This window comes from Pseudomonas sp. Irchel s3a18, from assembly GCF_900187535.1.
Taxonomy (GTDB): Bacteria; Pseudomonadota; Gammaproteobacteria; order Pseudomonadales; family Pseudomonadaceae; genus Aquipseudomonas.
The window spans coordinates 35,807-57,052 of the sequence record NZ_FYDV01000016.1; the positions used below are offsets into that span (position 1 = coordinate 35,807).

Sequence of the window (21,246 nt, forward strand, 5' to 3'; positions counted from 1 at the left end):
AACGTCCGCATGCAAGGAAATAAACAGCCCGGGCGAGCACGCTCGCCCGGCATCAACGATTACTGTGCGAGCTTGGCTTTCACGGCCTCCAGGCCTGGTTTACCGTCAATGGTGGTCACGCCAGCGAGCCAGGTATCGAGCACCTGAGGGTTCTTCTTCAGCCACGCTTTGGCAGCCGCGTCTGCTTTCATCTTGTCGTCCAGAACATTGCCCATGAGGGTGCTTTCCATGTCCAGGGTGAACGACAGGTTTTTCAGCAACTGCCCGACGTTGCTGCACTCCTGGCTGTAGCCTTTGCGAGTGTTGGTGTAGATGGTGGCCTGGCCATAGTTGGGGCCGAAGAACTCATCGCCCCCGGTCAGGTACTTCATCTTGAAACGGGTGTTCATCGGGTGCGGTTCCCAGCCCAGGAAGACCACATCGGTGCTACGGCGCGAGGCACGTTCAACCTGGGACAGCATGCCGGCCTCGCTGGACTCGACGACCTTGAAACCGGCGTCCTTGAGGCCGAAGGCGTTCTTGTCGATCATGCTCTGGATCATGCGGTTGCCGTCGTTGCCGGGCTCGATACCGTAGATCTTGCCGTCGAGTTCTTTCTTGAACTTGGCGATGTCGGAGAAATCCTTCAGACCTTTTTCGTACAGCGCTTCAGGGACCGCCAGGGTGTACTTGGCGTTTTCCAGGTTGGCGCGCACGGTTTCCACGGTGCCGGCATCACGGTATGGCTTGATGTCGTTTTCCATGGTCGGCATCCAGTTGCCGAGGAACACGTCCATGTTCTTGCCGTCGGCCAGCGACTTGTAGGTCACCGGCACGGAGATCATGGTGGTTTTAGTCTTGTAGCCCAAGGCGTCGAGGATGACGCTGGTGGTGGCTGTCGTTACGGTGATGTCGGTCCAGCCAACATCGGAGAAGTTTACGGTACTGCATTGCGCCGGTTCTGTGGCTTGAGCCAGAAGCGGCAGACTCAGCATGGCGGCCAACAACAACGACGGGGAACCTTTCATGGGTGGACTCCTTGGTGTTTTTTTGGCGGTGTTCCGACAGGACAGCCGCACTTATAAGTGTTGCGGTTGGTGGGCGCTGAAGACAGCTCTGCCACGGCGCTTCGCAATCGAGTCGTAACTGATCATGGACCAGTGAAAATCTGACGCCTACAGGGTGCGTCGTATCCAGTACAGGGAGGGTCGCATCCAGTGTCAGTGAGGTCGTTTACAGCTTTAATCGGACCTTTTTAGTCCTCTGAGCCGCAAAAAAACGGCCGAAATGTGTCGTCTGCGGCCTGCGGCGTTAGTGGACATGAGTGCGTCGGTGTGAGACGTCGCGTGACCTGACAAAAGCTTGATGATGCGGGCCTGTCAACGGATTGCTGCTTGAGCGTAGCAGCTCCGTCACCGGGTGCCTCGGCACCTGGAATCTGCTCACCGAGGAGTCTCGTACGTCATGGCTATCAGCGTTTTCGACCTGTTCAAAATCGGCATCGGCCCTTCCAGTTCGCACACCGTGGGGCCCATGCGCGCAGCGGCGTTGTTCGTCGAATCACTGCGTGAACAACAGCGCCTGGAACAGGTTCGGCGCGTCGAAGTGCAGCTGTTCGGCTCCTTGTCGGCCACCGGTATCGGCCACGGCAGCGACAACGCGGTGATCATGGGGTTGATGGGCGAGTGGCCGGACGCAATCGACCCGTCGCAAATCGGCATTCGCATCGACACCCTGCGCGAAACCGACACCTTGCAGCTGGACGGTCGTTTGCCGGTGCCATTCATTTGGGCGCGGGACATGCGCCTGATCGATGAAAACCTGCCCTTTCACCCCAATGCCATGACCCTGGTGGCCGAAGGGGATAATGGCGAGTTGCACCGTGACACCTACTATTCCGTTGGCGGCGGTTTTGTCGTCGATGAGGCCCAGGCCTCAAGTGGTGTGGTGGATCTGGACAGCACGGTGCTGCCGTACGATTTCTCCAGTGCGGCGGAGTTGCTGGCGCTGTGCCGCACGCACAACCTGCGGGTTGCCGAGCTGATGATGGCGAACGAGCGGGTCTGGCGTTCTGAAGAGGAAATCCGCAGTGGTCTGATGAAGCTCTGGCGTGCGATGCAGGACTGCGTCGAGCAAGGTCTCAAGCACGAAGGCATCCTGCCGGGCGGGCTGAATGTGCGTCGGCGCGCGGCAAAACTGCACCGCAGCCTGCAAGAATTGAACAAGCCCAACGTGATCGGCTCGACCTTGAGCGCGATGGAGTGGGTCAACCTGTTCGCGTTGGCCGTCAACGAAGAAAACGCGGCGGGCGGGCGCATGGTCACGGCACCCACCAACGGCGCGGCGGGGATTATCCCGGCGGTGCTGCATTACTTCATGAAGTTCAGCGAGGCGGTGACCGACGCCAATGTCGTCGACTACTTCCTCGGGGCGGCGGCGGTGGGCATTCTGTGTAAAAAGAACGCGTCGATTTCCGGTGCCGAAGTCGGCTGCCAGGGCGAGGTCGGTTCGGCCTGCGCGATGGCGGCGGCCGGGTTGGCGGAGATTCTCGGCGCCACGCCCGAGCAGTTGTGCAACGCCGCGGAAATCGGCCTGGAGCACAACCTGGGCCTGACCTGCGATCCGGTCGGCGGGCTGGTACAGGTGCCGTGCATCGAGCGCAATGCGATTGCGGCGGTGAAGGCGATCAATGCGGCGCAAATGGCCTTGCGCGGTGACGGCCAACATTTCATTTCGCTGGACCGGGTGATCCGCACCATGCGTGATACGGGGGCCGACATGCACGACAAGTATAAAGAGACCTCGCGCGGCGGGTTGGCGGTCAGTGCGGTGGAGTGTTGAGTGGCGGATGAACCCCTGCCACGGAGAGATCAGAACTGCGCGCTAAGTGCGCACTCATACAGCGACGCGCCACCTTTTGGCGCGTCGCAAACAGACAAGCCATTCCCGCAAGGTCAGGGATCCAAACCGAGCCTGACCGTCCGTCGCTCGTGCCTGCGGTGACACTCTTTCTCGACGGGCCACAGCCCTGTTCCCACAAGTGCTACCGATCTGCTCACAGCCTGCCGGGCTGGGCACTTGCCAGCTCGATAACCCTGACTCGATTTGTGTCTCGATTGACACATGTAGACACACTGCGACGTCGTTTTCAGGAGTTATTGAATGCTCATTCAACTTTAGGCATGGCAATTGCTCTGTCATGACAAAGCCCCGTCTCACGGCACGAGAACGATGGCCATAAAAAGAGCCTCCGCCTGAGGCCATCACCTGCTTTGTGTGAGGAGATACCGCGATGACGTCGTTCAACTCCGGGGCTCAACCCCAGAACCGTGCGCCTCAATCCATCGGCTTTTTGCTGCTGGACAATTTCACGCTGATTTCCCTGGCCTCCGCCGTAGAACCCCTGCGCATGGCCAACCAATTGTCCGGACGCGAGCTGTATCGCTGGACGACCCTCACCGTTGATGGCGGCCAGGTCTGGGCCAGTGACGGGCTGCAGATCACCCCCGACGCCTCCATGCACAAAGCCCCGGCCCTGGACACCATCATTGTGTGCGGTGGCATCGGCATTCAACGTACCGTGACCCGTGAACACGTGTCGTGGCTGCAAAGCCAGGCCCGCCAGTCGCGCCGCCTCGGGGCGGTCTGCACCGGCAGTTGGGCGCTGGCCTGCGCGGGGCTGCTGGACGGCTTCGATTGCAGTGTGCACTGGGAATGCCTGGCCGCGATGCAGGAAGCCTTCCCGCGTGTGGCCATGAGCACTCGCCTGTTCACCCTCGACCGTAACCGGTTCACCAGCTCCGGCGGCACCGCACCACTGGACATGATGCTGCACCTGATCAGCCGCGATCACGGCCGTGAGCTGTCGGCGGCGATCTCGGAAATGTTTGTCTACGAGCGCATTCGTAACGAGCAGGATCACCAGCGTGTACCGCTCAAGCACATGCTGGGGACCAATCAGCCGAAGTTGCAGGAAATCGTCGCGCTGATGGAGGCCAACCTTGAAGAGCCGATCGATCTCGATGAGTTGGCGGTGTACGTCGCCGTGTCGCGTCGTCAGCTGGAGCGGCTGTTCCAGAAATACCTGCATTGCTCGCCATCGCGTTACTACCTCAAGCTGCGCCTGATCCGCGCCCGGCAATTGCTCAAGCAAACGCCGATGTCCATCATCGAAGTGGCCTCGGTGTGTGGCTTTGTTTCCACGCCGCACTTCTCCAAGTGCTACCGCGAATACTTCGGCATTCCTCCGCGTGACGAGCGCGTGGGCTCCAACACCACCCAACAGGTGGCGATGATGCCGATCCCGCAGGCGATGGTGCTGGCACCGTTGTCCGGACCAATGTCGGCCTTGAGCCAGGCGCGCAACGAATCGACCTTTGCCAGCGTAAGGCTGTAGTCACCTTCGAGCGGGCTTTTGTGGCGAGGGAGCTTGCTCCCGCTCGACCGCGAAGCGGTCGCACATTGGGCAAACGCGTTTCTACAGACCTGACGCGTTTGTCTTTTTGGGGCTGCTACGCAACCCGGCGGGAGCAAGCTCCCTCGCCACAGGAAAGCCGTCCGCTCTGGACATCAGGCCCGGCGGCTTTGGCTTTGCTGGTATTGCGCCAATGCCGGCAGCAGTTGCTTGTCGATGGCCTGGCGTACCACGGGCAGGATCATCGCGCTGCTGGTGTACATCTGCTTGACCATGGTCCGCAGGGTGTTGGCCCGCACATCGTCCAGGCCGCGTACCGCGCACTCGCAGGCCTGATCGGCCGTAGCGCCACTGGGCACTTCAAAACCCAGCGACTTGAGTTGGCCCAGCAGGTCTTCCTGGTCTATCAAATCGGCGTGCATCATGACGCAATCCTTCTTTAAGGGAACGGTGTCTTGCCTCGATTCTGGTGGGGGTATCGGGCGCGGGCAAGGGCGATTTGTCGCGATGGCCGCAATACCTATGAACAGGTCGTTTTCGGCTAACTCCAGCGCTCGGCGACTGGGCACACTGGACTCAGCTCGCTACACGAAGGTTTGGTCACCCTCGCGCATCGGCTCCTCAACAGTACCCTCTGCCCCGATCCTGTCACGGCTTGATCGGGGCTTTTTTTACCTGGAAACCAGGTGGTGGGGAGGTGCCTGAACCGGCGCCATCGTGGTTTAGCGTTGCAACACCAGAATCCGCGACAACAATTCATCGCGATCGACGTAGCAACCCTGGAAATGCCGAGCGCCGCTGGTGGGGTCGAAGGCGTGGCGGGCATGCAGGGTGCGACGGTTGTCGAAGCACCACATCTGGCCGGGATCCAGGCGCTGGACAAGGCGGAACCTGGCTTCGCGGGTCATGGCGATAAAGCGGCGATAAGCGCGATAGAGGCTGGGCATCTGCTCGGCCGGGGCATCGAACGGGCCGCGCAGAAAGTTCGCCATACGGATTTCCGACACCTGGCCCATTGCGTCCAGGGCGATGATCGGTGCCAGGCAGCGGTAGTCGCTGTGGCGGTCCTTGTTGCGAAACTCCACGGGGATCTCGCACAGCGCCTGGAAGGCTTCGGGGTCTTCCTGGCGCAAGGCAGCGGCGATGGCAAAGCCGTCGACAAAAATGCTCTCGCCGCCGTCGGCGTCGTTGACCAGGCAATGCAGGAACTGCAGCCCCGGCTGCAACTCCCGCGTCGGCAGGTCGCTGTGCAACGGCAGGTTGAAGGCGGTGTAGGCATTACTGTCGGCATCGGCCCTAGATTGCACGTTGAACAGTACGCCGAAATTGCTCTCGCGGATAAACGAAATCCGCTTGGCGATCGACGTCAGGGAGCCGGGTTCGGTGGGCATGCCACGCACCTGGGTCAGGCCGGTATCGCGCAACGCCAACAACCATTGCAACAGGGCTTGCGGATCATCCATCACGGCCTGGTACTCGAACACCGGCAGCTGCAACTGGTTGTTCCACAATTGGCGCTTGGGTTGGTTGGCACGGCGCTCGGCACGGGAATCGTCGTCATAGGCGTGGGCTCGCAACCAGCCGGGATCGAAGTGACTGACGTGGCCGTCCTGCCAGTCGATCCGCAGGCAGCCCTCGGTGTCCACCCGGATGATGGCGGGAACCAGGTCTTCAGGGACGTCGACGATTTCCAGCACTTGCTCGCGAGTCACGCTGTAGACGCACTCGGCGCAGGGGCAGTTATCGCGTAACCAGGGGTGATGAAAGGGGCTGGTCCGGCCATCGGCCCACTTCACCAATACGCGATCCGCCAGGGGGTGCACGGCGGACAACGGGCTGATCATTGGGTAACGGCGAAAGTCGGCTACGGCGGCGCGGGTGTTCATGGACGCTCCTTGTGCGGTGTTATTTTTCCGGTGGCAGTGCAATGACCCGGCCGATGTAAGTCGGTGTGGGCAGGCCCGATTGCAGGGCGGTCAGGGCCCGCAGCTTGTTGGCGACCTGCTCGCTGAACGGCGTCGAACGGGGGCCGGCAAGGTCGACGTGCAACAGCATCTGCTCGTTGCCCGCCAGCTCCAGTGGGTCGTCCACCCGGTGCAGGCTGTGGTAGAGGTGCAGGCGCTTGCGGTCGTGGCCGATGATCCGGGTGTGCACTTCAACCTCGGTGCCGAGCTTCACTTCGTGCAGGTAGTTGAGGTGCAGTTCAAGGGTGAACAACGAGTTGCCCGTGGCTTCGCGGTGGTTGCTGTCCATACCCAGCTGATCCATTAGTGCGTCGGTGGCGTAGCTGAAAATCAGCAGGTAAAAGGCATCGCGCAGATGGCCGTTGTAATCGACCCAGTCGGGGATGATGGTGGTTTGGTAGGTGGTGAGGGTGGGCATGGTGGAACTCCACAGGTTTCGGGGTTTATTCGCTGAAGGTCATTCCATGCTTGGCCTTGGTGGTCTTCACCGCGTCCAGCACCGCCAGCAGGCAGTCATCACGATAGCGCTCCAGCGCCGAAATGCTGTGTTTACCCAACTGATCGTGGGTGCCGTCGACCACATCGTCGATCAGCTTGTCGGTCAGTTCCGGTGCCGGCAGGTAGGTCCACGGCAGTTGCAAGGCCGGGCCGAACTGAGCCATGAAGTGGCGCATGCCAGCATCGCCACCGGCCAGGGTGTAGGTCAGGAAGGTGCCCATGAACGACCAGCGCAGCCCGGCGCCAAAGCGGATGGCATCGTCGATTTCACCGGTGGTGGCCACGCCGTCGTTGACCAGGTGCAACGCTTCTCGCCACAGCGCCTCAAGCAGGCGGTCGGCAATGAATCCCGGTACCTCCTTGCGCACATGCAGCGGGCGCATGCCCAAGGACTCGTACACCTTCATCGCGGCCTGGATGGCTTCAGGTGCGGTGTTCTTGCCACCGACCACTTCCACCAGGGGCAGCAGGTACACCGGGTTGAACGGGTGTCCGACCACGCAGCGTTCAGGGTGGGTCGAGCTCTCGTAGAATTCGCTAGGCAGCAGGCCCGAGGTGCTGGAGCCAATCAGGGCATCGGGCTTGGCCGCCGCGCTGATCTTGCCGTGCAGTTCGAGTTTCAGTTCAAGGCGCTCCGGGGCGCTTTCCTGGATGAAGTCGGCGTCCCGCACGCACTCTTCGATGGTCGCCACAAAACGCAGTCGATCCTGTGACGCGCCGGGTGCCAGGCCCTGTTGCTCAAGGGCTCCCCAGGCATTGGCGACGCGTTTGCGCAAGGCGGCCTCGGCACCGGGCGCCGGGTCCCAGGCCACCACATCCAGGCCATGGGCGAGGGCGCGGGATACCCAGCCGCTGCCGATGACACCACTGCCCAGTGCCGCGAAGGTTTTGATTTCGGTGATAAAGCTCATGGCGATTTCCTGAATGAATTCGGTGATCTTTGTAGGAGCGAGGGTGAACGTGATTAACCGCGCTGGACCAGGCCCATTTTCTTGCGGCCTTCGGCCGGGGTCAGCACACGGGCGCCGAGGCGGCTGAGGATTTCGCTGGCGCGTTCGACCAGTTGGCCGTTGGTCGCCAGTACCCCCTTGTCCAGCCAGAGGTTGTCTTCCAGCCCGACCCGGACGTTGCCGCCGAGCAGCACCGCTTGGGCGGCCATCGGCATTTGCATGCGGCCGATGCCGAAGCCGGCCCACACCGCATTGGCGGGCAGGTTGTCGACCATGGCCTTCATGGTGGTGGTGTCCGCCGGCGCGCCCCACGGGATGCCCAGGCACAGCTGGAACAGCGGGTCGTCGAGCAGGCCTTCCTTGATCATTTGCTTGGCGAACCACAGGTGACCGGTGTCGAAGATTTCCAGCTCGGCCTTCACCCCCAGTTCTTGTATGCGTTTGGCGCCGGCACGCAACTGGGCCGGGGTGGAGACGTAAATGGTGTCGCCGTCGCCGAAGTTCAGGGTGCCGCAGTCCAGGGTGCAGATTTCCGGCAGCAACGCCTCGACGTGGGCCAGGCGGGTCAGCGGGCCGACCAGGTCGGTGTTCGGGCCGAACTCCATCGGATTCTCGCCGGCCCCGATCTCCAGGTCGCCGCCCATGCCAGCGGTGAGGTTGACGATGATGTCGACGTCCGCTTCGCGAATCCGCTCCATCAACTCACGGTACAGCGCCACATCACGGCTGAACTTGCCGGTTTGCGGGTCGCGCACATGGCAATGGACCACGGTGGCCCCGGCTTTGGCGGCCTCCACCGCGGCCGCGGCGATCTGTTTCGGAGTGACCGGCACGTGCGGGCTCTTGGCGGTCGTGTCGCCAGCACCGGTGAGTGCGCAGGTGATGATGACGTCATGGTTCATGGTGGGATTTCCTTCAGGCCGGATTTTCCGGGCGTAATGGGGAGGCGTAGCGATCCCGTTCGCAGCCGTCGGCGGCTGCGAAGCGGTGGTTCATGTCGGTGTTACTGGTGAGTCAGTTGCAGGTTCGCGGCAGCCGGTTTGCCGTCGAAGGTAGTCACGCCTTCGAGCCAGCGTTGCTGATCCTGCGGGTGATCCTTGAGCCACTGGCGGGCCGACTCGAAGGCGTCCTTGTGGTCGAGCAGCGGTTGCATCATCCGGCTCTCGTCTTCGGCGGTGAAGGTCAGGTTACTCAGCAGGCGGCTGACGTTCGGGCACTGCTCGGCGTATTTCGGTGCGGTGACGGTCCAGACCGTGGCCATGCCTTCGTTCGGGCCGAGGGCGTCGTCGCTGCCGGTGAGGTAGGTCATCTGCACGTTGACGTTCATCGGGTGCGGCGCCCAGCCGAAGAACACCACGGCTTCCTTGCGCCGTACGGCGCGATCCACCGCCGCGAGCATGCCGGCTTCACTGGATTCGACCAGCTGGAATTTGCCCAGGCCGAACTGGTTCTTGGCGATCATCGCCTTGATCCGGGTGTTGGCCCCGGAGCCGGGCTCGATGCCGTAGATCTTGCCGCCCAGTTCCTTTTCGAACTTGGCGATGTCGGCGAAGGTCTTCAGGCCCTTGTCGGCCAGGTAGGTCGGCACGGCCAGGGTGGCGCGGGCGTCCTTGAGGCTCGGGGCTTCAAGGACTTTGACCTGGTTGGCGTCGACGAACGGGGTGATGGTCTGGGTCATCAGCGGGTTCCAGTAGCCCAGGAACAGGTCCAGGCGCTGGTCGCGGATGCCGGCGAAGATGATTTGCTGGGAAGCGCTGGTCTGTTTGGTCTTGTAGCCGAGGCCATCGAGCAGCACTTGTGTCATGGCGCTGGTGGCGATCACGTCGGTCCAGTTCACCACGCCCATGCGCACGTTCTGGCACGCGGCAGGGTCGGCAGCCATGGCGCCGGAACTCAAGAAAGCGGTACCACTGAGTGCAAGTACACAGCTGCTGATCAGTCGTTTCATGGTGGGATCCTCGGCAGGTCGTTATTGTCGGGTCCGGCATCTGTCGTGCCGGTGATGTCACGTTACGCAGCTCAACATCGCAGAAAACGCACAGCGGCGACCAGCTCTTGCACTGCAGCGACCTGTGCCCTTGTCTGTCGCTGGCAAGTGGCGTATCAACGTTCACACGCTACCCGCCATCCGAGTGCGTTCCATGTCCCAGGATTTCTACTTTTTGCTGATGCCGGGATTCTCGGCGATTGGTTTCATTTCGGCGATCGAGCCGCTGCGGGTGGCCAACCGCTTTCGCGGCGAGCTGTACCGCTGGCATGTGCTGAGCGCCGACGGCGGGCCGGTATTGGCCAGCAATGGCATGTCGCTCAACGCCGACGCGGCGCTGGAGCCGCTGAAGAAGGGCGCGACGTTATTGGTGGTTGCTGGCTTCGAACCGCTGAAGTTCGTCGACCCGGCTCTGGAGCACTGGCTGCACCGCCTGGATCACGAGGGCGTCACCCTCGGTGGGATCGATACCGGCAGTGTTGTCCTCGCCGAAGCCGGCCTGCTGGACGGCCATCGGGTGACCCTGCACTGGGAAGCCATCGAGGCCTTCAAGGAGTCCTATCCACAGCTGAGCGTCACCCAGGAACTGTTCGAAATCGACCGCCGACGCATCACTTCGGCCGGCGGCACCGCGTCCATCGATTTGATGCTGGACCTGATCGACCAGGCCCACGGTCCAGAGCTGGCGGTCCAGGTCAGCGAGCAATTCGTACTCGGGCGCATCCGCCCGCGCAAAGACCACCAGCGCATGCAGATCGCCACGCGCTATGGCATCAGCAACAAGAAACTGGTGCAGGTCATCGGCGAGATGGAACGGCACAGCGAGCCGCCCCTGAGCACCCTGGAACTGGCGGAGTCGATCAAGGTCACGCGACGGCAGCTGGAGCGCCTGTTCCGCCTGCACCTCAACGATACGCCGAGCAATTTCTACCTGGGCCTGCGCCTGGAAAAAGCCCGACAACTGCTGCGCCAGACCGACATGAGCGTGCTGGAAGTGAGTATTGCCTGCGGGTTTGAATCACCGTCGTACTTCACCCGCAGTTATCGGACACGCTTTGCGCGGTGCCCGCGGGAGGATCGACGTACCGCCAAGGCATGATCGCTCCCATGCGGAGCATGGGAGCGATCAGTGCAGGGCTTTACTTCTTCATCAGCGCCGAACATGCCGCTTTGAAGGCTTCATGCTGATACTTGTTCAACGAGGCCGGCAGGGCGAAGTCGTGTTTTTTGTTTTGCGCATTGATGGTCTGCGGCGACAGTAGCGTCACCTCGCAATTGTCCAGCAGCTGGAAAACCCCTTCGATCTTGAACGTGGTCGGCCCGCCGGCGAATTCGCCTTTCTTGCTGCGTTTCTTGATCGCGATCCGGTCGATGGCGTGTTCGCGGACAAACGAGGCGACGTGCGCCGCGAAGGCTTTGACGTTGGCGGCTTCGTCGTCATCGTCCAGGGCGATCTTCTTGGTGTTCAGGGCGACGTGGCTCAGGGCCTGACCGTCAAGGGAAGCTACAGCGATGATGGCTTCGCTGCCTTTGATTTCGATACCGCAGAGTTTCATGTAAGTCCTTTGGATTGTGTTGGGAGGCGCGTTGTTTGTCTTGGCGCTTGCGGACAAACGCAGCTCAGCCAGATCGCGCCCAATGGAACCGGGGTTACCGAACTGTCGCCGTAAACCTTATTCCTGCGCAATCGACTCGAGAAACTCCGATCGTTCGTCGCTCTTGTTCGCCAGGCAGTCGTTCTGGTCGATGGCATAGGCCTTGCTGCCCACGGCGGCGGGGAACGGCGCAATGGCGCAATCGGCATCCCGGGACTTCATCCACAACTGTTCGGCGGTCTGGAGTTTGCCGGTGATGTCGACCACTTGTGTCTTGCTGTCCGCGTATTGGGCTTTGACCCGCTCCAGCAACCCCTGGAAATTCTCCTTGAGCAACTGTTCCGCGGTGGTTTTGTTGTAGGCCGAGCATTCCAGGGTCTGGATGTCGTTTTCGACCGCATCGCACGGGCTGTTGTCAGCCTCTTCGGCGGCATGTACGCCGGTGGTCATCAGTGCCAAAGCCAGGAAGATCGATTTCATTGCGCCGCCGCCCCATATTCCAGTGAACCATCCATTGATGCGGCGGATTCTGGCTCAAGCGCCGGCTAAAGAACAGGCAGGCAAACAGCACTGGCCAGGCCCCTTTGTCGTGTCTTGACGCTTTCGGCAATTCCCCTGTCGTTTTTGCACCCGGCTGCACAGGCACCGAGGCATATGCTGACCCCAAAGCGCCGGCAGACGATTCGGCGCATGAATCGCTAATAAGGGGACAGCCTGATGAGCCCAGCCGAATTGCACGCCGACAGCATCGTTATCGACGGGCTGATCATTGCCAAGTGGAACCGTGAGCTGTTTGAAGACATGCGCAAGGGCGGCTTGACCGCGGCCAACTGCACCGTGTCGGTGTGGGAGGGGTTCCAGGCGACCGTCAACAACATCGCCGCCAGCCAGAAATTGATTCGCGAGAACGGCGACCTGGTGATGCCGGTGCGCACCACGGCTGATATCCGCAAGGCCAAGGAGCTGGGCAAGACCGGCATCCTCTTCGGCTTCCAGAATGCCCACGCCTTCGAAGACCAGATCGGCTATGTCGAGGTCTTCAAGCAACTGGGCGTCGGTATTGTGCAGATGTGCTACAACACCCAGAACCTGGTGGGCACCGGTTGCTACGAGCGTGACGGCGGCCTGTCGGGTTTCGGTCGCGAAATCGTGGCCGAGATGAACCGCGTCGGCGTCATGTGCGACCTGTCCCATGTGGGCTCCAAGACCTCCGAAGAAGTCATCCTCGAATCGAAGAAGCCGGTCTGCTACTCCCACTGCCTGCCGTCGGGGCTCAAGGAGCACCCGCGCAACAAGTCTGACGAAGAGCTCAAGTTCATTGCCGACCATGGTGGTTTCGTCGGCGTGACCATGTTCGCACCGTTCCTGGCCAAGGGCATCGATTCGACCATCGACGACTACGCCGAAGCCATCGAATACACCATGAACATCGTCGGCGAAGACGCCATCGGCATCGGCACCGACTTCACCCAGGGCCATGGCCAGGACTTCTTCGAATACCTGACCCATGACAAAGGCTACGCCCGCCGCCTGACCAGCTTCGGCAAGATCATCAACCCGCTGGGTATCCGCACCGTGGGCGAGTTCCCGAACCTGACCGAGACGCTGCTCAAGCGCGGCCATCCCGAGCGTGTGGTGAGAAAGATCATGGGCGAGAACTGGGTGAACGTTCTCAAAGACGTCTGGGGCGAGTGAATAACTCTGGAGCCTACTCCGCTCGCCGATAGCTGCGTCAGGTCCTCGCGCCAAGCTCGCCGTACGTCCCGTACTGTCTCGCTTGTCGCTCCGGTCCTTCCTTGCTCTCGACGTGCTCGCTACGGCTCCAAAGTCATTCACACAGCTTGTTTATAAGAGCAAAGCAAAAGCTTTGCTAAGCACTGACCACGAATTTTCTGGAGTTAAGTTTCCATGGCCAAGATCGCCCCGCAATTGCCTATCGAAGTCGACAGCGAGACCGGTGTCTGGACCTCCGACGCCCTGCCGATGCTGTACGTGCCGCGTCATTTCTTCGTCAACAACCACATGGGCATCGAGGAAGTGCTGGGCGCCGACGCCTACGCCGAGATTCTCTACAAGGCCGGCTACAAGTCCGCCTGGCACTGGTGTGAAAAAGAAGCCGAATGCCACGGCCTGGAAGGCGTCGCGGTGTTCGAACACTACATGAAGCGCTTGTCGCAACGGGGCTGGGGCCTGTTCAAGATCCAGGACATTGACCTGGATAAAGGCACTGCCAGCGTCAAGCTCGAGCACTCGGCGTTCGTCTACGTGTACGGCAAGGTCGGACGCAAGGTCGACTACATGTTCACCGGCTGGTTTGCCGGTGCCATGGATCAGATTCTGCAAGCGCGTGGCAGCAAGGTCCGCACCGTCGCCGAACAAGTCTACGGTGGCTCCGAAGAAGGCCACGACGACGGTTTGTTCACCGTCAAGCCGTTGTAAGTCGAGGAACCCGCCATGGCTTTCGAAGCAATGTTCCAGCCGATCCAGATCGGCAAACTGACCATCCGCAACCGCGTGCTCAGCACCGCGCACGCCGAGGTCTATGCGACCGACGGCGGCATGACCACCGACCGGTACGTCAAGTATTACGAAGAGAAGGCCAAGGGCGGGATCGGCCTGGCGATTTGCGGCGGCTCGTCGGTGGTGGCCATTGACAGCCCACAGGAATGGTGGAGCTCGGTGAACCTGTCCACCGACCGCATCATCCCGCACTTCCAGAATCTGGCCGACGCCATGCACAAGCACGGCGCCAAGATCATGATCCAGATTACCCACATGGGCCGTCGCTCACGCTGGGACGGCTTCAACTGGCCAACCCTGATGTCGCCGTCGGGCATCCGTGAACCGGTGCACCGCGCCACCTGCAAGACCATCGAGCCGGAAGAAATCTGGCGGGTGATCGGCAATTACGCCCAGGCTGCGCGCCGGGCCAAGGCTGGCGGCCTGGACGGCGTCGAGCTGTCGGCGGTGCACCAGCACATGATCGACCAGTTCTGGAGCCCACGGGTCAACAAGCGTACCGACGAATGGGGCGGCACCTTCGAAGGGCGGATGAAGTTCGGCCTGGAAGTGTTGAAAGCCGTGCGCGCCGAGGTCGGTGACGATTTCTGCGTCGGCATGCGTATCTGCGGTGACGAGTTCCACCCGGACGGCCTGTCCCACGAGGACATGAAACAGATCGCCAAGTATTACGACGACACCGGCATGCTCGATTTCCTTGGCGTGGTGGGGTCGGGGTGCGACACCCACAACACCCTGGCCAACGTGATCCCCAACATGAGTTATCCACCGGAGCCGTTCCTGCACTTGGCGGCCGGGATCAAGGAAGTGGTCAAGATCCCGGTGCTGCATGCCCAGAACATCAAGGACCCGAACCAGGCCACGCGGATTCTGGAGGGCGGCTACGTCGACATGGTCGGCATGACCCGCGCCCACATCGCCGACCCGCACCTGATCGCCAAGATCAAGATGGGCCAGATCGACCAGATCAAGCAGTGCGTCGGCGCCAACTACTGCATCGACCGTCAGTACCAGGGCCTGGACGTGCTGTGCATCCAGAACGCCGCGACTTCCCGTGAATACATGGGGGTGCCGCACATCATCGAGAAGTCCACCGGGCCGAAACGCAAGGTGGTGGTGGTCGGTGCCGGCCCTGCCGGGATGGAAGCGGCGCGTGTGGCCGCCGAGCGTGGCCACGACGTGACCCTGTTCGAGAAAAAAGAATTCATCGGCGGGCAGATCACGACCGCTTCGAAAGCCCCGCAGCGGGACCAGATCGCCGGGATCACCCGCTGGTTCCAGCTGGAGCTGGCACGCCTGAAAGTTGACCTGCGCTTGGGCGTAGCCGCCGACGCGGCGACCATTCTCGACCTGCGTCCGGACGTGGTGGTGCTGGCCGTTGGCGGCCATCCGTTCCTGGAGCAGAACGAGCACTGGGGCGCGGCCGAAGGCCTGGTGGTCAGCAGTTGGGATGTGCTCGACGGCAAGGTGGCACCTGGCAAGAACGTGCTGGTCTACGACACCATTTGCGAGTTCACCGGGATGTCGGTGGCCGACTTCCTCGCCGACAAGGGCAGCCAGGTCGAGATCGTCACCGACGACATCAAGCCGGGTGTGGCCATTGGCGGTACATCGTTCCCGACCTACTACCGCAGCATGTACCCCAAAGAAGTGATCATGACCGGCGACATGATGCTGGAAAAGGTCTACCGCGAAGGCGACAAGCTGATTGCGGTGCTGGAAAACGAATACACCGGTGCCAAAGAGGAGCGGGTGGTCGACCAGGTGGTGGTGGAAAACGGCGTGCGGCCGGATGAAGAGATCTACTACGCGCTCAAGGAAGGCTCGCGCAACAAGGGCCAGGTGGATGTCGAAGCCCTGTTCGCGATCAAGCCGCAACCGTCGTTGAGCCAACCGGGCGATGGCTACTTGTTGTTCCGCATCGGCGACTGCGTGGCCCAGCGTAATACGCATGCGGCCATTTATGACGCACTCCGGCTCTGTAAGGATTTTTGACGGCTTAGCTGCAAGCCGCAAGCTGCAAGCCGCAAGTAAAAGCGCAGCCTCGCCGCTGCTCTGACTTGCAGCTTGCAGCTTGTAGCTTGCACCTCGCCAGAGGTGACTCTGATGTTGAACACCCTTCTTCCAATCCTGTTGTTCGCTGCCCTGGGCCTCGCGGTTCTGGGCGCGTTGCGGCGGGTGAATATGTGGCGCCGGGGCCGGCCTTCGAAAGTCGACCTGATCGGCGGCCTGCTGGCCATGCCCAAGCGCTACATGGTCGACCTGCACCACGTGGTGGCGCGGGACAAATACATTGCCAATACCCACGTCGCCACGGCCGGCGGTGCGGTGGCGTCCATGGTGCTGGCGATTCTGGTTCACGGTTTCGGCCTGCATAACCGCATCCTCGGCTATGCGCTGCTGTTGATGTCGGCGGTGATGTTCGTCGGTGCGATCTTTGTGTACCTGCGTCGGCGCAATCCACCGGCCCGGCTGTCCAAAGGCCCGTGGATGCGCCTGCCGAAAAGCCTGTTGGCCTTCTCCGCGTCGTTCTTCCTGGTGACCCTGCCGGTGGCAGGCATCCTCCCGGAAAACTTTGGCGGCTGGCTGCTGGCGGTGATCCTTGGCATCGGCGTGTTGTGGGGCGTCTCGGAATTGTTCTTCGGCATGACCTGGGGCGGGCCGATGAAGCACGCCTTCGCCGGTGCGCTGCACCTGGCCTGGCACCGTCGCGCCGAACGTTTTGGTGGTGGTCGTTCTACGGGTCTCAAACCGCTTGACCTGAACGACCCGCAAGCCCCCTTGGGCGTGGAAAAGCCCAAGGATTTTACCTGGAACCAGTTGCTCGGCTTTGACGCCTGCGTGCAGTGCGGTAAATGCGAAGCGGCCTGCCCGGCGTTCGCCGCCGGCCAGCCGCTGAACCCGAAAAAACTGATTCAGGACATGGTGGTCGGCCTGGCCGGTGGGACGGATGCCAAGTTCGCCGGTAGCCCCTACCCATCCCTTGACGGCAGGGGCAAGCCAATCGGTGAGCACGCCGGTAACCCGCATCAACCGATCGTCAACGGCCTGGTGGACGCCGAAACCCTGTGGTCCTGCACCACCTGCCGTGCCTGCGTCGAAGAATGCCCGATGATGATTGAGCACGTGGACGCCATCGTCGACATGCGCCGGCACCTGACCCTGGAAAAAGGCGCGACGCCGAACAAGGGCGCCGAAGTCCTGGAAAACCTGATCGCCACCGACAACCCGGGCGGTTTCGCCCCGGGCGGGCGGATGAACTGGGCGGCGGACTTGAGCCTCAATCTGCTCAGCGAAAAGAAAGCCACTGACGTGCTGTTCTGGGTCGGCGACGGCGCCTTCGACATGCGCAATCAGCGCACCTTGCGCGCGTTCGTCAAAGTCCTGAAAGCGGCGAATGTTGACTTTGCCGTACTGGGCCTCGAGGAGCGTGACAGCGGCGACGTGGCCCGGCGCCTGGGCGATGAAGCCACCTTCCAGCTGTTGGCCAAACGCAACATCCAGACCCTGGCCAAGTACAGCTTCAACCGCATCGTCACCTGCGACCCCCACAGTTTCCACGTACTGAAAAACGAGTACGGTGCCTTCGATGGCAACTACCTGGTGCAGCACCACAGTACCTACATGGCAGAAATCATCGACGCCGGTGCGCTCAATCTCGGTCAGCACAAGGGCAACAGCGTGACCTACCACGACCCGTGCTACCTGGGGCGCTACAACGGCGAATACGAGGCGCCGCGCCAGGTCCTGCGTGCGCTGGGGATCGAGGTCAAGGAAATGCAACGCTCCGGTTTCCGTTCGCGCTGCTGCGGCGGCGGTGGCGGTGCGCCGATCACCGATATCCCCGGCAAGCAGCGGATTCCCGACATGCGCATGGAAGACATCCGCGAGACCGGTGCCGAACTGGTGGCCGTGGGTTGTCCACAGTGCACCGCGATGCTCGAAGGCGTGGTCGAGCCCCGGCCGCTGATCAAGGACATCGCCGAACTGGTGGCCGACGCGCTGCTCGAAGACGCGGCGCCCCGGCCGAACTCTCCGGCCAAACGTGAACCTGCGGAGGCCCACTGATGAGCGACATTATCCGCCGCGACCCACGGGCCGAATGGATCGCCCGTAACCGCCTGCATCCGCTGCACGCGGCCATGCAGCCGGTGCAACACAGCTGGATGGGGCCCAACGGGGTCATCCGCAAGAATCCCCATGGCATTGGCTTCATCGGCCCCAACGGCATCAAGCGGATCGACCGCAGCGGTGCCCAGCAGGGCGGTGCGGCCAAGCGTACGGCGGCCGTTGAAGTGCAACTGCCGTTGCATCAGGTGGCGGCCCCTGCGTTCTACATCGGCGTGGTGCCGGACATGGTCGGTGGTCGCTTGAGCAGCCACGACCGCGACCTGCTGGGCCTGGCCCATCAGTTGGCGGGCAAGGACGGCGCGGTACTGGCGATTGTCTTTGGCGAACACAAGGAAAGCGCCTTCAGCACGGCCGGTGTCGACCGCCTGCTGGTGCTCGAGGGTGACGAATTCTCAGGATATGCACCGGAGCAACGGGTCCAGGGCCTGCGGGCTGTGGATAACCAGTTCAGCCCACGTCACTGGTTGCTGCCGGATAGCCGTACCGGTGGTGGCGAATTGGGTCGACGCTTTGCCGCCGCCCTGGGCGAACGCCCGGCCACACGGGTCTGGCAGGTCAAGGATGAGCAATGCATCGGCCGTGCCGGTGCCGGTCTGCAGGACTTGGCGCGACCTGTCGCGCGCTTGATTCTGGCGGCCGTGGAATGTGCCGAACCGGTCAGCGATACCCGTCACGAAGCACTGCCCGTGGAGTTATCCACAACCGTGGCGCGCAGCCTGTCGCGGATCGAAGATCTGGGCGCGGTGGCGGTGGACCCGGCGGCGATTCCCATGGCCGAGGCCGAGTTCATCTTCTCCGGCGGCAACGGGGTCAAGGACTGGGGACTTTTCCACAGGACCGCCGAAGCCCTCGGTGCCACCGAAGGCGCGTCCCGCGTGGCGGTGGACGACGGCTTCATGGCCCGCGACCGTCAAGTCGGGGCGTCCGGCACCTGGGTGACCGCGCGGGTCTACGTGGCGGTGGGGATTTCCGGGGCGATCCAGCACCTGCAGGGCATTGGCGCCTGCGACAAGGTGGTGGCGATCAACCTGGACCCCGGGTGCGACATGATCAAGCGGGCCGACCTGTCGGTGATCGGCGAGAGCGCCGAGATGCTTCACGCCTTGATCGCGGCGGTAGAGGCTTACCGCAACGGTGCCAAGCGCGATGCGGCTTAAGGGAAGGAAAGGGTTATGAGCACGAAAATCATCAGCCTGGTGTCCATCGGCGCCCACCCGACCTCCGGTCGGCCACGTCGCGCGGAACAGGATGCGCGGGCGGTGGAACTCGGTCTGCAACTGGCTGGGGATAACTTGCAGGTGTTGCATGCCGGCGACGTCGCCGAGCCTGCGTTGCGCGCCTATCTGGGCATGGGTCTTGAACAGTTGCATGTCCTGGAACAACCGGCGGGCGCCGATGCGTTGCCGGCATTGACCGACTATTTGCGTAGTGCAGGTGCCCAGGTGGTGCTGACCGGCAGCCAGGCGGAAACCGGTGAAGGCTCGGGCATGTTGCCGTTTCTGCTAGCCGAAAGCCTCGGCTGGCCGTTGGTGGTGGGGCTGGCGCAGGTCGAGTCCATCGAAAGCGGTTCGGCGTTGGTGCTGCAGGCCTTGCCCCGTGGTCAGCGGCGGCGCTTGAAAGTCCGCTTGCCGTTTCTGGCGACGGTGGATAACGCCGCGCCCAAGCCTCGGCAAAGCGCGTTCGGCCCGGCTCGGCGCGGGGTATTGCAGGCCGAGGACGTTGAAGTGCTCGACGATGAACTGCTCGCCGTCGCCACGCTGCAACCGGCCAAACCCCGGCCTAAACGTCTGAAAGTGATCAAGGCCAAGAGCGGTGCTGACCGCATGAAGGCGGCCACGGCCAAGGCCAGTGGCGGCGGTGGCCAGGTGCTCAAGGGCGTGAGTGCCCAGGAAGGCGCCGAGGCGATCCTCAAGCTGCTGATTGAAGAGGGCGTTGTTCGCTAGTTCCGAGGGTGCCCTGGCAGAACTGCTAGTGTTGCATTCAACGCGCTTTTGTTAGGTTGATGAGCATGGATTGAGCCCCCCGCAGCAGCACTGCGGGGCGTCTGGATTGATGCGAGGCCACCTGATGCACACCGTCGGTAACACCCCACGTCCTGCCCGCCCACCAGCAACCACGGTGGCGCTGCCACGCACCCTGTTGCTGGCGACCGATCTGCAACAATCGATCCTCGCCGAGCTGGACCGCAGCGGTCCGAACCTTCGCACTTACACCGCCTATGGCTCGCCCAGTAGCCTGCGCCCGATGAACGCCGGCCTGGGCTTCAATGGGCAGCTCAAAGAGCGTCCTACCGGCTGGTATCACCTGGGCAATGGCCATCGGGTCTATAACCCGGTGCTGATGCGGTTTCATAGCCCGGATCGGTTGAGTCCGTTTGGTGAGGGGGGATTGAATCCGTATGCGTATTGTTCGGGCTCACCCATGAACCGGGTTGATCCATCTGGTAGGTCATGGTTGTCTCTGCTGGGGAATGCTGTGGGGACTGCTTTGAATACCATCTTTGCCGGGGCGGCGATCAACAGGTCGGCAGCGGCAATCGTAGCTGGAAAACCTCAAAGCATGCTGACGCGCATTGGCAACGCGATGAGCTTTTGGGGGGGCGCTACGGGTGTGCCGGCCCGTGCAGTGGGCGTCCCTGCGGCGATAGTGGCGCAGATGCCTGCCACCGGCATGTCGCTTGGATCTAACGTGGGGATCATTGGCAGCCAGGTTCTCACGGGGGTAGGTGCAGTCAAACAGAATTACGTTATTGCTCGGACATGGATGGCAACCGCTACCAGCAATGGGCAGTCAAGATGGCGTGTGTTGTGGGAGGCGACCAAGGAGGCCAGTGGGTGGAACTTGCTCCGCAGGCAAGCGCCTGGTCAGGTGCCGGGAAGGGTGCCTGATCCTTTGAAAAATGTCGTGGTGGTGCCCCGAGGCGAAAACCCGCAAGCCGCTGGCCCGGGCGACACTGCCGGCTCTATACGCCTGTCCTAATGAATGTTACAGGCGCAGGCATAATTACCCACAATCCCTGTTAGCGCTTCTGTGGATAACATGTTCACCCCTCGCTACACCCCCTGCACAGCAAGCCCTGCAAGCCTTTGTACGAAAAACAACCAGTGCTACTGGTTGTTTTTTCAAGCTTTTTTAAGTGGATGAGGAGATCCCTTGTTCGAGACTTGCCCCCAATCTCTGTTGGCGCTTCTGTGGATAAGATGTTCGC

The 21,246-nt window shown here is 61.9% G+C and carries 19 protein-coding genes; 10 read left to right on the plus strand and 9 right to left on the minus strand.

Annotated elements, in window-relative coordinates:
• Nucleotides 1–59 precede the first annotated feature (59 nt).
• Complete coding sequence (locus tag CKW29_RS19920) at nucleotides 60–1,007, minus strand: choline ABC transporter substrate-binding protein (RefSeq protein WP_095147485.1); 948 nt, start codon at nucleotides 1,005–1,007, stop codon at nucleotides 60–62.
• A gap of 436 nt (nucleotides 1,008–1,443) precedes the next feature.
• On the opposite strand from CKW29_RS19920, the gene CKW29_RS19925 reads away from it, so the two are divergent.
• Nucleotides 1,444–2,820 carry an L-serine ammonia-lyase gene (locus CKW29_RS19925; RefSeq protein ID WP_095148950.1) on the plus strand — a complete coding sequence of 459 codons (1,377 nt, stop codon included), beginning with the start codon at nucleotides 1,444–1,446 and terminating at the stop codon, nucleotides 2,818–2,820.
• Between the two features lie 451 nt (nucleotides 2,821–3,271).
• Entirely contained in the window at nucleotides 3,272–4,375 is a 1,104-nt protein-coding gene (locus CKW29_RS19930; protein ID WP_095081422.1) for a GlxA family transcriptional regulator, read from the plus strand.
• Nucleotides 4,376–4,548: 173 nt separating this feature from the next.
• Here CKW29_RS19930 and CKW29_RS19935 read toward each other — a convergent pair whose 3' ends face one another.
• The 6 genes from CKW29_RS19935 to CKW29_RS19965 form a co-directional block, all read right to left on the minus strand.
• Nucleotides 4,549–4,818, minus strand: coding sequence for a hypothetical protein (locus CKW29_RS19935; RefSeq protein WP_095147487.1), 270 nt, complete (start codon nucleotides 4,816–4,818; stop codon nucleotides 4,549–4,551).
• Nucleotides 4,819–5,115: 297 nt separating this feature from the next.
• On the minus strand, nucleotides 5,116–6,279 hold the full coding sequence (locus CKW29_RS19945; protein ID WP_095148951.1) for a gamma-butyrobetaine dioxygenase: 1,164 nt from the start codon (nucleotides 6,277–6,279) through the stop codon (nucleotides 5,116–5,118).
• A 19-nt stretch (nucleotides 6,280–6,298) separates the two neighbouring features.
• Complete coding sequence (locus CKW29_RS19950; RefSeq protein ID WP_095148952.1) at nucleotides 6,299–6,775, minus strand: thioesterase family protein; 477 nt, start codon at nucleotides 6,773–6,775, stop codon at nucleotides 6,299–6,301.
• A gap of 25 nt (nucleotides 6,776–6,800) precedes the next feature.
• On the minus strand, nucleotides 6,801–7,766 hold the full coding sequence (locus CKW29_RS19955) for an L-carnitine dehydrogenase (protein WP_095147217.1): 966 nt from the start codon (nucleotides 7,764–7,766) through the stop codon (nucleotides 6,801–6,803).
• Between the two features lie 53 nt (nucleotides 7,767–7,819).
• Entirely contained in the window at nucleotides 7,820–8,707 is an 888-nt protein-coding gene (locus CKW29_RS19960) for a 3-keto-5-aminohexanoate cleavage protein (RefSeq protein WP_095148953.1), read from the minus strand.
• Between the two features lie 101 nt (nucleotides 8,708–8,808).
• Nucleotides 8,809–9,753, minus strand: a complete 945-nt coding sequence (locus tag CKW29_RS19965; RefSeq protein WP_095148954.1) for a choline ABC transporter substrate-binding protein — start codon at nucleotides 9,751–9,753, stop codon at nucleotides 8,809–8,811.
• Between the two features lie 193 nt (nucleotides 9,754–9,946).
• Here CKW29_RS19965 and CKW29_RS19970 point away from each other — a divergent pair, with 193 nt between their 5' ends.
• Nucleotides 9,947–10,891 carry a GlxA family transcriptional regulator gene (locus CKW29_RS19970; protein WP_095147215.1) on the plus strand — a complete coding sequence of 315 codons (945 nt, stop codon included), beginning with the start codon at nucleotides 9,947–9,949 and terminating at the stop codon, nucleotides 10,889–10,891.
• Between the two features lie 40 nt (nucleotides 10,892–10,931).
• Here the strand turns inward: CKW29_RS19970 and CKW29_RS19975 are convergent, their stop codons facing one another.
• Entirely contained in the window at nucleotides 10,932–11,348 is a 417-nt protein-coding gene (locus CKW29_RS19975; protein ID WP_095147214.1) for a DUF3010 family protein, read from the minus strand.
• A gap of 117 nt (nucleotides 11,349–11,465) precedes the next feature.
• Nucleotides 11,466–11,867: a lysozyme inhibitor LprI family protein gene (locus CKW29_RS19980; protein ID WP_095147213.1), complete on the minus strand. Its 402-nt coding sequence runs from the start codon at nucleotides 11,865–11,867 to the stop codon at nucleotides 11,466–11,468.
• A 237-nt stretch (nucleotides 11,868–12,104) separates the two neighbouring features.
• Between CKW29_RS19980 and CKW29_RS19985 the strand changes: the two genes are divergently transcribed.
• The 7 genes from CKW29_RS19985 (at nucleotide 12,105) to CKW29_RS20015 (ending at nucleotide 21,017) form a co-directional block, all read left to right on the plus strand.
• A complete protein-coding gene (locus CKW29_RS19985) occupies nucleotides 12,105–13,082 on the plus strand; it encodes a dipeptidase (RefSeq protein WP_095147212.1) in 978 nt (325 codons plus the stop codon).
• Between the two features lie 213 nt (nucleotides 13,083–13,295).
• On the plus strand, nucleotides 13,296–13,826 hold the full coding sequence (locus CKW29_RS19990) for a DUF5943 domain-containing protein (RefSeq protein WP_095147211.1): 531 nt from the start codon (nucleotides 13,296–13,298) through the stop codon (nucleotides 13,824–13,826).
• A 15-nt stretch (nucleotides 13,827–13,841) separates the two neighbouring features.
• Nucleotides 13,842–15,902 (plus strand): dimethylglycine demethylation protein DgcA, encoded by a 2,061-nt coding sequence (gene dgcA, locus CKW29_RS19995; RefSeq protein ID WP_095147210.1) that lies wholly within the window; start codon nucleotides 13,842–13,844, stop codon nucleotides 15,900–15,902.
• A 111-nt stretch (nucleotides 15,903–16,013) separates the two neighbouring features.
• Nucleotides 16,014–17,975, plus strand: a complete 1,962-nt coding sequence (gene dgcB, locus CKW29_RS20000) for a dimethylglycine demethylation protein DgcB (protein ID WP_095147209.1) — start codon at nucleotides 16,014–16,016, stop codon at nucleotides 17,973–17,975.
• Complete coding sequence (locus tag CKW29_RS20005; RefSeq protein ID WP_095147208.1) at nucleotides 17,975–19,195, plus strand: electron transfer flavoprotein subunit alpha/FixB family protein; 1,221 nt, start codon at nucleotides 17,975–17,977, stop codon at nucleotides 19,193–19,195. Before dgcB ends, CKW29_RS20005 begins: the two co-directional genes overlap by 1 nt.
• Before the next feature lie 15 nt (nucleotides 19,196–19,210).
• Nucleotides 19,211–19,981, plus strand: coding sequence for an electron transfer flavoprotein subunit beta (locus tag CKW29_RS20010; protein WP_095147207.1), 771 nt, complete (start codon nucleotides 19,211–19,213; stop codon nucleotides 19,979–19,981).
• Between the two features lie 124 nt (nucleotides 19,982–20,105).
• Complete coding sequence (locus tag CKW29_RS20015) at nucleotides 20,106–21,017, plus strand: RHS repeat-associated core domain-containing protein (protein ID WP_095148975.1); 912 nt, start codon at nucleotides 20,106–20,108, stop codon at nucleotides 21,015–21,017.
• Nucleotides 21,018–21,246: the final 229 nt, after the last annotated feature.